At 38.8% G+C, this 12,128-nt stretch carries 11 protein-coding genes and 1 tRNA gene; 7 read left to right on the forward strand and 5 right to left on the reverse strand.

Going from position 1 to position 12,128, the window contains the following annotated elements; all coding sequences use genetic code 11:
- Positions 1-152: 152 nt before the first annotated feature.
- The 4 genes from ACWIB3_RS15370 to ACWIB3_RS15385 all read right to left on the reverse strand — a co-directional run bounded on the left by ACWIB3_RS15370 (position 153) and on the right by ACWIB3_RS15385 (position 4,625).
- Positions 153-1,094, reverse strand: coding sequence for a hypothetical protein (locus tag ACWIB3_RS15370; protein WP_454292045.1), 942 nt, complete (start codon positions 1,092-1,094; stop codon positions 153-155).
- Positions 1,095-1,105: 11 nt separating this feature from the next.
- Complete coding sequence (locus ACWIB3_RS15375) at positions 1,106-2,173, reverse strand: glycosyltransferase family 4 protein (RefSeq protein WP_454292046.1); 1,068 nt, start codon at positions 2,171-2,173, stop codon at positions 1,106-1,108.
- Between the two features lie 661 nt (positions 2,174-2,834).
- Positions 2,835-2,908 (reverse strand) — tRNA-His (locus ACWIB3_RS15380).
- 157 nt (positions 2,909-3,065) lie between these two features.
- On the reverse strand, positions 3,066-4,625 hold the full coding sequence (locus tag ACWIB3_RS15385; protein WP_454292047.1) for a serine hydrolase: 1,560 nt from the start codon (positions 4,623-4,625) through the stop codon (positions 3,066-3,068).
- A gap of 323 nt (positions 4,626-4,948) precedes the next feature.
- Between ACWIB3_RS15385 and ACWIB3_RS15390 the strand changes: the two genes are divergently transcribed.
- Together ACWIB3_RS15390 and ACWIB3_RS15395 are read left to right on the forward strand one after the other, a co-directional pair.
- On the forward strand, positions 4,949-5,377 hold the full coding sequence (locus ACWIB3_RS15390) for a four-helix bundle copper-binding protein (protein ID WP_237219476.1): 429 nt from the start codon (positions 4,949-4,951) through the stop codon (positions 5,375-5,377).
- A 188-nt stretch (positions 5,378-5,565) separates the two neighbouring features.
- Positions 5,566-5,982 (forward strand): hypothetical protein, encoded by a 417-nt coding sequence (locus tag ACWIB3_RS15395; protein ID WP_185212595.1) that lies wholly within the window; start codon positions 5,566-5,568, stop codon positions 5,980-5,982.
- 3 nt (positions 5,983-5,985) lie between these two features.
- Here ACWIB3_RS15395 and ACWIB3_RS15400 read toward each other — a convergent pair whose 3' ends face one another.
- Complete coding sequence (locus ACWIB3_RS15400) at positions 5,986-7,377, reverse strand: aminotransferase-like domain-containing protein (protein WP_454292048.1); 1,392 nt, start codon at positions 7,375-7,377, stop codon at positions 5,986-5,988.
- A 142-nt stretch (positions 7,378-7,519) separates the two neighbouring features.
- Between ACWIB3_RS15400 and ACWIB3_RS15405 the strand changes: the two genes are divergently transcribed.
- Genes ACWIB3_RS15405 through bioA form a run of 5 tightly spaced genes read left to right on the forward strand, consistent with a single transcriptional unit; the run spans position 7,520 to position 12,108 of the window.
- Positions 7,520-8,140, forward strand: coding sequence for a hypothetical protein (locus ACWIB3_RS15405; RefSeq protein WP_185212594.1), 621 nt, complete (start codon positions 7,520-7,522; stop codon positions 8,138-8,140).
- Positions 8,127-9,239, forward strand: coding sequence for an aminotransferase class I/II-fold pyridoxal phosphate-dependent enzyme (locus tag ACWIB3_RS15410; protein WP_454292049.1), 1,113 nt, complete (start codon positions 8,127-8,129; stop codon positions 9,237-9,239). Before ACWIB3_RS15405 ends, ACWIB3_RS15410 begins: the two co-directional genes overlap by 14 nt.
- Positions 9,232-9,849: a dethiobiotin synthase gene (gene bioD / locus ACWIB3_RS15415; RefSeq protein WP_454292050.1), complete on the forward strand. Its 618-nt coding sequence runs from the start codon at positions 9,232-9,234 to the stop codon at positions 9,847-9,849. The genes ACWIB3_RS15410 and bioD overlap by 8 nt, the downstream gene beginning before the upstream one ends.
- 4 nt (positions 9,850-9,853) lie before the next feature.
- Positions 9,854-10,852 (forward strand): biotin synthase BioB, encoded by a 999-nt coding sequence (gene bioB, locus ACWIB3_RS15420; protein ID WP_254527661.1) that lies wholly within the window; start codon positions 9,854-9,856, stop codon positions 10,850-10,852.
- Positions 10,834-12,108, forward strand: a complete 1,275-nt coding sequence (bioA, locus tag ACWIB3_RS15425) for an adenosylmethionine--8-amino-7-oxononanoate transaminase (protein ID WP_454292051.1) — start codon at positions 10,834-10,836, stop codon at positions 12,106-12,108. The genes bioB and bioA overlap by 19 nt, the downstream gene beginning before the upstream one ends.
- The last annotated feature ends 20 nt before the right edge of the window (positions 12,109-12,128 follow it).

Genomic DNA, 12,128 nt, shown 5'->3' on the forward strand with positions numbered 1-12,128 from the left:
CATTCTTTTTTTCATTTTTGATTTGCCTCTAACTTTTTTTTTTTTTGGTGATGTGTTGGAATTAATATATTACTTTTTAGATTTGTTCAAATCATAGTTCAGGTAAGCATTAAAAAGTTTTTGTGAAGAATAATATGCTTAAAGTATTTTACTTATTCAACTTGCTCAATATTATTGGACAAAGGCACTAATGGAATAAGCGGCATTATTTCGAATTTTAATTGATTCTTAAAATACGAATTACAGTTGGCCACATAAATATCATTTCTTTTTAAACTGGTATTTTCACTCCATAAATTTACAACTTGAGAATCCGCTACAACATACAGTAATTTTGAGTTGTTTCTTGGTGTTATGTATTTCACATTTAACCCATTATAATAAGTGCAAAACCATAACCACACATCATCTGCTTTAGGTGTAATTTTCATAAAAACCTCTTTATTAAAAACTTCCTGAGTTAATTTGTTTTTTAAAAATAATACTCCGCCTACTCCTTCTGCATATAAGGTTTTTCCGACTTTAAAGTTTTTGGATAGATGCAACCAATTGTCGTAAGGTTCTATTGCATTTTCAGTACGAAAGACTTGTATTGCTTTAAAGGCAAAAACATCAAAATTTGGATTATTTTTTGGAGCTTGTGTAAGATCTTTTAACCAATCATAATAGTATACGACGTCATCGTCACAAATAACAATGTCTTTCCGATTACCAAAAGACTTAAAAGCATAAAAATATTTACTATGACACCCTAAGTCCTCTTCCATTTCTATCAAATCTATAATCCCCGAATCCAGATGATTCAGAAGGATAGCATTTGGGTTTGCATTGAGCAGGTTTTTAAATCCCTGCGGAACATAAATTAATATTTTTTCGGGCAATACACTGCCCGCTAGTATTGAAAGAACTGCATATTCAAAAGCTTGAACTCGTGGTGCATAGGTTGTAAGTGAAACGTATAAATCCTTTATAACAGGTTTTTTTTGATATGTTCTTAAAATACGATTCCGTCTAGCTTTTATATTTTCATAAGTTCCTTTTACAAGAATTCTCAAGAAACTCTCTATTCTTTGTCTTAATATAATTTGTTTCATACTTTTATAATTTAGGAGAATTGCATGGTTTGTTGGTAAATTTCTTCATATTCAGCAGCTGCTCTATCCCAATTAAATTGTTGAGACCATTGAATAATCTCTTTTTTATTAACGTTTTTATTTAATATTGCTGGAAGCTCTTCGACTGCAAAATTTTTCAAATAATCTACATCTTCTGATTCAAAATAATGGGCTAGGCTGCCACCTACTTCAGGTAAGGAACAGTGTCTGGACAATAGCGTTTTCTTACCAAATCTCATTGCTTCTACAACGGGTAATCCAAACCCTTCAGCAAATGATGGAAATGCAAAAAGTGAACAATCTCTGTAAAGTCTATATTTGTCCATTTCGGATACAGGACCAGTTAAGTGAACCCTATCCCGAACTCCCAATTGTTCTGCGATATTAAGAATGTGATCATAGTAGGATTTATCTTGAATAAACCCTGAAATCACTAATTTTAATTGATTGTCCAACAATAAATAGGGGAGAATATGGAAATTTTTCTTAGGCGCAATAACACCAATGCTAAAGATGTATTCGCCTTCCGAAAAATAGTTAGATTGATCTAATTGATTAATTAATTTTGGGTCAATTGAGCAGCCATTATAGATTACTTTCACAGTTTTTCCATTTAATTGGCAATACTTTTCTATATCATCTTTGACATAATTGGATATAGCAACAATACTTGTCGATAAGTCAATATTATGCTGAAGAATTGCTAAATCTTTCTTTATTCCTTCTTTTGACTTTTCTTTTAAAAAGTTAAGATCGTGTATTGTCAATACAATTTTAGTGTTTTTCTGAAGTGGTAATAAATCTGTTAATTGATATGTAATGTGCCAAATTTGGAATTTTGTTAAATGTCTGTATAAATATTTATACAATCTATAGGAGATTAGTTTTACAGGGTTTTCTACTTTGAATACTCGATTAAAATTCATACGAAGAAAATAAAAGCGGTATTTGTGGGCAAATAATTTTCCAAAAGATTGACTTAGACTTTTACAATAGCTAAAATGACCGCAAAATGGGTTTCCTGTTAATCCTGCTTCAATTATAATTTTTATCTTCATGTTTAAAATAGATGGAAAAAAGGTATTCCACTCACCTTTATAGGGGATTAAGATACGCCAAACCAAGCTATAAATAAAACGGTTTCCCGTAATTTATTTATAGAACTTCGCTGTTTGTCATAATTATTGTCTAGGTAATCCCTTCACTTCATAAAAGCTCCTAAATCTTTTTAATTTTATTAAAAATCTTCATGCTTTTAGAGTTTGGCTCGCCTGCTGATCACTCAGGCCTGGATGTTGTCACTATTATTGATATTCCAATCGCACTATTCGTTTTCAAAAATACCTACAACAGTCTTCGTTTATTTCGTATATATCGTTGAATCATCCTTGAGCATTTCTCTTCAACGACCTTCGTTCCAACTCGCAGACGGCGAGCAATTAGCGTTAATTGTTATTTGAAATTTACTGCAAGGGAATTTGATACTTATGAGAATTTGAATTCGCTCAATATCATTTTATGATTTTTTTAAGCTCCACGTGGACAAAAACGTGGACAAAACTTAGTTGAAATGCTTAATATTTGACGGATTTCATTAGATTTAAAATTGGACTTAAAAATAAAAATTTCACTTCCATCGCTCTTTGAATCCATTAGAAAGACTTGATTATTAGGATTTTAGATACAAAAAAAGGAGGCCTTTTGGACCTCCTTTAACCGGGTAAGTAATGGGGCTCGAACCCACGACCCCTAGAACCACAATCTAGTGCTCTAACCAACTGAGCTATACCTACCGTGATTTTGTGATACAAAAGTAGGATTAATCTATATATACTCCAAATGTTTTTACCCTAATCATTGGTTTAAACAGTGAAAAAGCTCATTTCTAATGAGATATTTTTATTTGCAGGATGAAAATCTCCTTTTGCTGCATTAATTATGCTTCGAAAATCAATCTATTCTTTTTAAATCTAAGTCATGGAAGTCAAAAGAAAAGTCTGTTAATGGAGAAACGGCTTTCATTTTTATGCTTTCTGCCTTGGCATTTTCATCCAGGTTGAACATAACATAAGAGTCTGCATTCATGCTGCGGTCATTCCAAGCGGCAACGAAGGTGTTCCCTTGGTAATAATACATTTTGCCCTGCAGCTGTGGAGATCTTGCTGATGTAAAATATAGTTGACCATTACGGTTACTGATTTTGATTTCTCCGAACCATGCGTCTTTATATTTACCAAGGAAAGGAGAGAAGTCTATTTTTTGGTCCTGAGCTTTGATTTTGGCCCAGACCTCATTGGTAACTTTGTCGCCTTCGCTTTCGTTTTTGGATTCCCTAGCTTTAAGTTCTGTCAGGCGGTCGGTTCCTTTGATCCCAAAATAGGAATCTTTGATCTGATTGGTGATCGTGGTAAAAGCATAGCCAGACTGTTGGTTGGTCAGCACGATAATGCCGAGCTTCAGTTCAGGAATCAAGGTCATTTGAGTAACCATGCCACCTAAGCCACCGGTATGTTCGGCAACAAAGTATCCATTCTGATCACTGAGAAAGAAGCCTAAACCATATCCTGTGAAGTGAGCATTATAGGGACCTGAACCTCCGATAACGGTCTGTAGGGTCATGATCTGCGCAAGCCGTCTTTCGGAAATGAGTTGCTTTTCCAGGTTGTTCCCATATTTTCCTTTGTTCAAAAGCATGGTTGCCCATTTGCTCATATCCTCTATGCTGCTGTTTATTCCGCCCGCTGCATTGGTTGTTTCGCTTAAGTACCTGGCAATGGTAATCAATTTGCCATCTATAGGGACGTGGGCATCGATTACATTGTTTTTTGACTTCATCCGGCTCAGGGAGGCAGCACTATTCGTCATGCCAAGAGGTGCCATGATCCTTTTCTCTATAAAGTCTTCCCAGCTCATTCCCGAAGCTCTTTTCAAGACCTCGCCAGCGACGATATAAAGTAGGTTGTCATAATCAAATTTTGTTCTAAAGCTGGATACCGGTTTAAGGTACCTCAGGTTATGGATCACTTCTTCAGTATTGAAGTTTGCAGAATCTGGCCAAAACATTAGATCACCAGCACCGAGACCTAATCCTGAACGGTGGGTCAATAGGTCCCTAACGGTAAATTCTGAAGTGACATAAGGGTCATGCATCTTGAATTCTGGAATAAAATCGGTGACTTTGCTATCCCAGGTTAGTTTTCCCTCATCCATAAGCATGCCCAAGGCAAATGCCGTAAAGGCTTTGCTATTTGAGGCGATTGCAAAGGCAGTTTGATTGTCAACAGGTTTTTTACTGTTTATGGATCTTTCTCCATATCCTTTTAGGTGGATGGTTTTTCCATCTTTTATAATCCCTAATGCTATTCCCGGAACATTGAAGCTCTTCATGGTTTTTTCTACTAGCTGGTCTAGGTCTTTTTGAGGTAGTCCCTGTGCAAGGGACTTGAAGGAAAAGGACAATAGAAAGAGTATTGCCAATAAGTGACTGAAAGAAGATTTGTAATTGTTCATGATTTTCAAATTAGGTTTGAATTGCAAAACGTTCAATTTTTCTGAGGACAGTTGCAATTTCTGGATAAATGTAGCTTGTATTTTTAGGATTATAAAATTCGGTTCTATTTATTTTAAAATACTGTAGTAGAGGGTTTTCTACAAAATTAAAAATACTACATTTACGGTTTTTGGCTAAAATTAATCGTTGATAAAACTGATAATGAGGTTTCAGAAAATAGTTTCAATAGATTCGTTTTTTATAAGAAAAAGATTATCAGTAATTGTAATTTATTTAATACAAATCAAAAATTAACTTATATAAATGAATTTAATTTGAACGAATGTATTGTGAAAGTGTTAACTTAATGGGTATCAATGCTAAAGCTATTGAGCTCAGTTTTATTATTAGCAATAAAAAGGAGAAGCAAATGGAACAAGATCAATTGGTAAAGAATTGTATAGAGGCGTGTCAGCAATGTGTGGTTGCTTGTTTAAAATGTGCGCAAGCATGTTTGAGAGAGGAGAAACTGGAAATGATGCGCAAGTGCATTCAAACGGATCTGGAATGTGCAGAGATCTGTGAGTCTACCTATAAACTGTTGATTATGGACAGTAAACCTAAGTTGGAGTTAGTTAAGATTTGTTTGGATCTATGTGAAGCCTGTGCGGAAGAGTGTGAAAAACATGCTGCTCATGGAATGGAACACTGTCGTGAATGTGCCGAAGCCTGTAGGTCTTGTGCTGAAGCCTGTAGGAAATTGGTAGCATAAGCTGCTGCCAATAAGTATTGATAATAAGCATTAAGAGTTAGATTTTCAAAGAATTAATAAAAAGATAATCTATATCTCCACTGCCATTGACTTGAGAAAGAGTAAATTAACCAATAAATGGATAATTAAGGGTTTTCCTGATAGATCTTTAATCATCTATTATTCACTAACACATAAATTATGAAGCTATGGTTACTAAAAACATACTGGTCGATTCGGCATTGATAGGCACTATCCACTTTTATGCTTATGTATTCAACACTGATAATGGTGTTATAGGGTTTGGCTTATTTCCAAATAATAGTCCCAGACCCATATTTTATCTTTTAAATTCCCAAGGCACGAAAATTTCTCTACATTTTGATGATGAGCTGATCCTAAAAGTTTGCCAACAGAGTAATTTCACTACCCATGAACGTCGGATGCTTTTCCGAGAATTCCTTGATTTTGCAACAAAAATGGAAAAAAAGGCCGCCCAGTTGGTCTTTAGGGATACGAAGATGAATTATTTGGCGGACTCTAGGGAGATGGTGAAATATAAACGCATGTATGTCCATTTTAGAGACGTTCAACCCAAAGAAAGCAGAACAATATTTGCAGACTAAACATTAGATTTCAGATAGGCTAGATCTTAAGATTTGGATGGCTTTTTCCATTTCTTCTAGGTTTAGATTGCCAAATCCAATACGCATTGCCTGAAGGTCCTTTTGTTGGTAAAGCAAGGTTTTCGGAATAAATAGGTTGTTCTTGGCCGCTTGCTGACTGAGCTTGAGCAGATTGATTGGCTTTTTCCATTTCAACCAAAATACAAGGCCGCCATTGGGGATATTAAATTCCAGCAGGTCACCTAATTCTTTTTCAAGTAGAAAGGCCATGTAGTCCCTTCTTTCCTTGTAAACCTTCAATGATTTTTTTAGATGCCTGTGTATCGCACCTTCCTCGATCATCTCTCCCAAAGCCTGTTCCATTAAGATATCTCCCTGCCTGTCAATGATCCCGAGATGTTTTCTCATTTCAACCATCAGGTTTTCAGGAGCAACGATAAAGCTTGTTCGGAAGCCGGGAGCCAAGGATTTTCCAAAGGAACCAACATAGATCAGCATTCCGTTCTGGTCTGAAGTGGCAAGGGGTAGAAGTGGTTGCTTGTCGAATTGGAAGTCATAATCATGGTCATCTTCAACGATGATGAAGCCATATTGATTTGCCAGCTGCAGGATTTTCATTCTCTTATGGGCACTTAAGCTAGCAGTGGTTGGGTAGTGTTGCTGAGCTGTGAGGTAAAGCATCCTTATGGTCTGCTTTTGGCAGAGTCTTTCAAGTGCCTCCACGTCGATTCCATCATCCTCCAATGGGATAGAGATAATTTTGCTGCCAGACTTCTGAAAGATCATATTTGCAGCGAAGTAGCTCAGTTCAGCGACCAGCACGGTATCATCCTCTGTGAGCAAGATTTCCGAGATGATATAAAGGCTCATCTCAATACTCCTGCTGATAAGGAGGTTGTTCTTGTTGATTTTCAAGGCGCGGCTGCTCTGCAGGTAATCGAGCATCTGTTCCTTAAAATATTCGCTCCCTTCCTGATTGTAATACCCCATCTTTGACCGGTTGCTCTTGCGTTTCATGTTGGAGCTATAGAACCTAGAGAGATCTTCAAATTGTGTCAATCGGATATCGGGACTGCCATCATTGAATATATAGTCGCAGTTTGTGTGTTCGAAAGGACTGTCCAAGAGAATGGATTTCTTGAAGGTATAGCCAGTTTCCTTTGGATATTGGAAGCTTGAAAGGTCTTGCTGTTCCTGTAGTGGAAGTTGTGAGGCGACGTAGGTTCCTTTATTGGGATGGATTTCTACCCAACCTTGTCCGAAAAGTTCCTCATAAACCGCAGTAATCGTGTTTCGGTGCACTTCTAATAAATCCCCCAATGCCCTTGTCCCTAATAATTTAGTTCCCGGCTTAAGCTTACCCTGTGCGATGGCTTGGATAAATTGATTTGCCACCTGTAAGTAAATGGGGGTAGCGGAATTCCTTTCTATATGGATAAAACTTTTAAAGGGTATACTAACCGGACTAATCATATTCTTTAAACTGGCACCTTTGAACCATCCGGCAAGGTAGTACTTTTGGACCAATTAGAAAAATATGAAAGCAATCCTGAATCAAATAGTGGCGGATGCCACGGTTCACGCCAAATGGCTGAATACCCTTTCTTTTATGGAAAATGCTGGTGCCAGAAAGATCTCGGCATGCGAAGACCCTGTGCGTACCGATCTTATCCAATTGAAGCATGCTGCCGAAGAACATAGACATGCATATTATCTCAAGAAGCAAATTGGTAAGCTAGCTGTGTCTGGTTTTGAGTATTATAAGGAAGATTCATTGTTAGGAGGTAAATCTTCCATTCAATATTTACATCGTTTGGACCTTAAAGCCAGTCGATATCTAAAAGAACAGTTTAGCTTATCTGGTCAGGATTTACGCTATGCAGCCTATTTATTTGTGACCTATGCCATTGAGGTTAGGGCGGATGAATTGTATCCGATCTACCAAGATGCGCTCAGCGAAGCTGGTTCAAAAGTTATGGTGAAATCCATTATCCTGGAGGAAGAAGGTCATCTCGAAGAGATGATCAGCCAGTTGAAAGGTTTTGATGCAGAATGGGAGAGACATGCCCAGAAAGTCTTACAGATCGAGACAGACTTGTTTCAGGATTGGATAGCTGAGCTGTCGAAGGAAGTTGAGAATTGTGATGTCAATAATTGATGGATTACTACTTGAACTCCAGAATAGAAAGCTAGAAGGTCGGTACAGGCAATTGAAGAAACAAAAACAAGGTGTTGACTTCTTTTCCAATGACTACCTAGGTTTTGCAAGGAGTGAAGGATTTAGATCTAGATTACATGATATTTTTCTGCAGTACCCAGACTCCATAATGGGAGCGACAGGTTCTAGGTTAATTTCAGGAAATTCAGACTTACAGATGGAAATAGAGCATTCTGTCGCAAGTCAGCATGGTTTTGAATCAGCCCTATTATTTCCCTCAGGCTATAGTGCAAACTTATCCTTGTTCTCGACATTGCCAAAGAAAGGGGATACCGTCATCTTAGATCAAAAGGTCCATCGATCTGTTTATGATGGATGTAGGCTTTCAGCGGCGGTTCGCTGGAAGTTTCGGCATAACGACCTTGCACAACTTGAGGATTTACTGAAGAAGGCTAAAGGAAGAATCTGGGTGGGAATAGAAAGTCTTTATTCCATGGATGGGGATTTTGCGCCAATCCAAGAGATAGCAGCCCTCTGCAAGCAATATGCTGCAGCCTTGATAGTGGATGAAGCTCATGCTATTGGTACATGTGGATTGGGGCTTGTTGATCATTTTAATCTGCAGGATCTGGTTTTTGCAACTGTAATCACTTACGGCAAAGCGATGGGCTTATCAGGTGCATCTGTTTTGGGATCTAAATGCCTAATTGATTATCTGGTCAACTATTCTTCAACGTTTATCTATAGTACTGGACTTCCTGATTTCCACGCCTTAAGTATTAGGGCATCCTATGAATTTTTTAGGAATAACATGCATTTGATTAGCGTTCTGCAAGAAAATATTAAACAATGCGATCATGTTAAGGAGTCCGATTCTATTCCATTTAGAAGTCCTATCATACCGGTTAGATTCTCAGAGGCGAGAGATTTGGATAGGGCAACTGGTCTGTTGGAAAAACAAGGGATCTTGGGCTATGCAATCAAGTATCCTACAGTGCCAAAAGGCGAGGAGATGTTGCGCATTTCGATGCATGCCTTCAACACAAGAGAAGAAATAGAATTATTGAAAAACTGTCTAAAGGAAGTAAATAATGAATAAGAAATACTTTGTAACAGGCATTGGAACCTCTGTAGGGAAAACCATTGTGTCCGCGGTCTTGGTAAAACTTTGGAATGCGGAATACTGGAAGCCGATTCAGTCTGGAGATCTCGAAAGCAGTGATAGCCAAATGCTCAGAACATTAGTAGGAGCTGAGCTAATAGTTCATCCAGAGCGATTTAAATTAAATACCGCTGCTTCCCCCCATTATGCCGCGGAAGTTGATGGAGTGGAGATCAAACTCCAAGATTTCCAGCTTCCTGAAACTAGCGGAAACCTCATCGTGGAAGGTGCGGGAGGGATGTTTGTACCTATAAACGATCAGCATTTTATCCTTGACCTTGTAGCGTATCTGGACTTACCGGTGATCTTGGTCTGTTCGGATTATTTAGGAAGCATCAACCATAGTTTGCTGTCCTTTCACAGTTTAAATGAGCGGGGGATAGCAGTAGATTATATCGTGCTGAATGGGGAATTCAAGGAAGCAAGCAAAAGAATTTTGATCAAAAACAAACCAGCAGGAAGCAAGATCATCGAGATTCCCCAATTGGAATCATTGGATGCAGCGGGTCTAGAAAAAGCAATTTTAAAAATTAGAATAGAAAATTAAAGAAATGAGTGCTAATAAAACATTAAAACACGATTGGACGAAAGAAGAGCTATTAGAGATCTATAACAGACCATTATTGGAATTGGTATATGAAGCTGCAACGGTACATAGGCAATGGCATAATCCACAGGAAGTCCAGATTTCAACCTTGTTGTCAGTGAAGACTGGAGGCTGTCCGGAAGATTGTTCCTACTGTGGGCAGGCCGCACGGTACCATACCGACATCAAGGTGCAGGCCTTATTGCCAACAGAGACCGTTTTGGCCCATGCTAAAAAAGCAAAGGACAGCGGTTCTTCCAGGTTCTGTATGGCTGCTGCTTGGCGAGAGGTTAGGGACAATCGGGATTTTGATAGGATCATTGAAATGGTTCAAGGGGTCAATGAAATGGGCTTGGAAGTGTGCTGTACGCTAGGGATGTTGACCGAGGATCAAGCAAATAGGCTTCAGGAAGCAGGACTCTATGCCTATAACCATAACTTGGATACTTCTGAGGAGTTTTATGATGAGATTATCTCCACTAGGAAGTTCGACAATAGGATAGAAACCATCAAAAATGTCAGAAAAGCGGGGATTACCGTTTGTTCTGGAGGTATAATAGGTCTGGGAGAGAAAGCTGAAGATAGGATTTCGATGCTTCGCACTTTGGCCAATATGGAAAAACATCCAGAATCAGTACCAATCAATGCTTTGGCGAGGGTAGCCGGTACGCCTTTAGAGCATTTGCCAAAGATTGATGTGTGGGAAATGGTCAGGATGATTGCTACGGCGAGGATAGTATTGCCATCTTCTATGGTCAGGTTAAGTGCGGGGCGTATAGAAATGAATGAGGAGGAGCAGGCATGGTGCTTTATGGCTGGGGCAAACTCGATTTTCACGGGTGAAAGGCAGACCCTTTTGGTGACTCCAAATCCTGGCGTGGATGAAGATATGCAGATGTTGAAGAACTTGGGTTTAAAGCCAATGGAATTGAAAAAGGAGGGCTTTTGCAACAGCAATGCATAGACCGTGATATAGCGGTCAATTGGCATCCCTATTCGCAGATGAAGACCAGTACGCACCTTCCTATCGTACGTGGAAAAGATGCTTATCTTTTCGATATGGAAGGAAATCGCTATCTAGATATGGTAAGTTCGTGGTGGGTTACCCTTCATGGCCATTCAAATTCGTATATTGCCGATAAAGTCTATGAACAGCTTAATACTTTAGAGCAGGTCATCTTTGCTGGCTTCACGCACCTGCCGGCAATTACTCTTTCAGAACGGTTACTAGAATTGCTTCCTTCCAACCAGAAGAAGGTGTTTTATTCTGACAATGGTTCTACGGCAGTGGAAGTTGCCTTGAAGATGTGCATACAGTTTGCCTTCAACCAAGGCAAGCGCAAGAATAAGATTGTTGCTCTAAAGAACGGATACCATGGGGATACCTTTGGTGCCATGTCGGTAAGTGCTCGTGGACAGTGGACTGCTCCGTTTGCAGATTTGTTATTTGATGTCATATTTATTGATGCCCCGACGGCGGAAAACCTAGAAGCAAACAAAAAGATCATTGCTGAGCATGCCGATCAGATAGCCTGTTTCATTTACGAACCTTTGGTTCAAGGGGCAGGAGGGATGTTAATGCATCAGGCCGAACATTTGTCGGACTTAATGGTTTATTGTAAGTCGCATGGGATCATGTTGATTCAGGACGAAGTCTTTGTAGGCTTCGGAAGGACAGGGACTTTGTTTGCTGCAGATCAATTGATCGAAAAACCCGATGTCATGTGTTTTTCAAAAGGATTGACCGGCGGAACGATGCCTATGGGTATTACGACTTGTACGGAGGAACTTTATCAAGCATTCTATTCGGACGAAAAGAAGATGGCTTTATTCCATGGCCATTCCTTTACTGCGAGTCCGATAGCATGTGCAGCTTCCTTGGCTAGCCTGGATTTATTGCTGCTTGATTCTACTCAGGTGAAGATAAAGGCCATAACGGAATGGCATAGTCAATTTGCTGAAGAGTTAAAGGGATATGAACAAGCAAAAAATGTCCGTCAAACAGGGACCATCCTTGCGTTTGAATGGGAAACCCATACCGAGACCTCATATTTTAATAAGGTCCAGGAAAAGTTGTTCAATGAATTTATGGCGAGGGGGATCTTATTGAGGCCCATGGGCAATGTGCTGTATATCCTGCCGCCATATTGCACGGAGAAAGAAGATTTAGATTATACCTATCAACAGATCTTGGAGCTGTTGAAAAACAATGATATTTAAGAAACTATTTGATAATAGTA

It is taken from the genome of Sphingobacterium sp. NPDC055431, from assembly GCF_053644255.1.

What these genes read in the sequence shown, in the direction of transcription:
- ACWIB3_RS15370 (WP_454292045.1), bottom strand. Translation starts at nt 1,094, where the DNA reads ATGAAACAAATTATATTAAGACAAAGAATAGAGAGTTTCTTGAGAATT.
- ACWIB3_RS15375 (WP_454292046.1), bottom strand. Translation starts at nt 2,173, where the DNA reads ATGAAGATAAAAATTATAATTGAAGCAGGATTAACAGGAAACCCATTT.
- ACWIB3_RS15385 (WP_454292047.1), bottom strand. Translation starts at nt 4,625, where the DNA reads ATGAACAATTACAAATCTTCTTTCAGTCACTTATTGGCAATACTCTTT.
- ACWIB3_RS15390 (WP_237219476.1), top strand. Translation starts at nt 4,949, where the DNA reads ATGTATTGTGAAAGTGTTAACTTAATGGGTATCAATGCTAAAGCTATT.
- ACWIB3_RS15395 (WP_185212595.1), top strand. Translation starts at nt 5,566, where the DNA reads ATGGTTACTAAAAACATACTGGTCGATTCGGCATTGATAGGCACTATC.
- ACWIB3_RS15405 (WP_185212594.1), top strand. Translation starts at nt 7,520, where the DNA reads ATGAAAGCAATCCTGAATCAAATAGTGGCGGATGCCACGGTTCACGCC.
- ACWIB3_RS15410 (WP_454292049.1), top strand. Translation starts at nt 8,127, where the DNA reads ATGTCAATAATTGATGGATTACTACTTGAACTCCAGAATAGAAAGCTA.
- bioD (WP_454292050.1), top strand. Translation starts at nt 9,232, where the DNA reads ATGAATAAGAAATACTTTGTAACAGGCATTGGAACCTCTGTAGGGAAA.
- bioB (WP_254527661.1), top strand. Translation starts at nt 9,854, where the DNA reads ATGAGTGCTAATAAAACATTAAAACACGATTGGACGAAAGAAGAGCTA.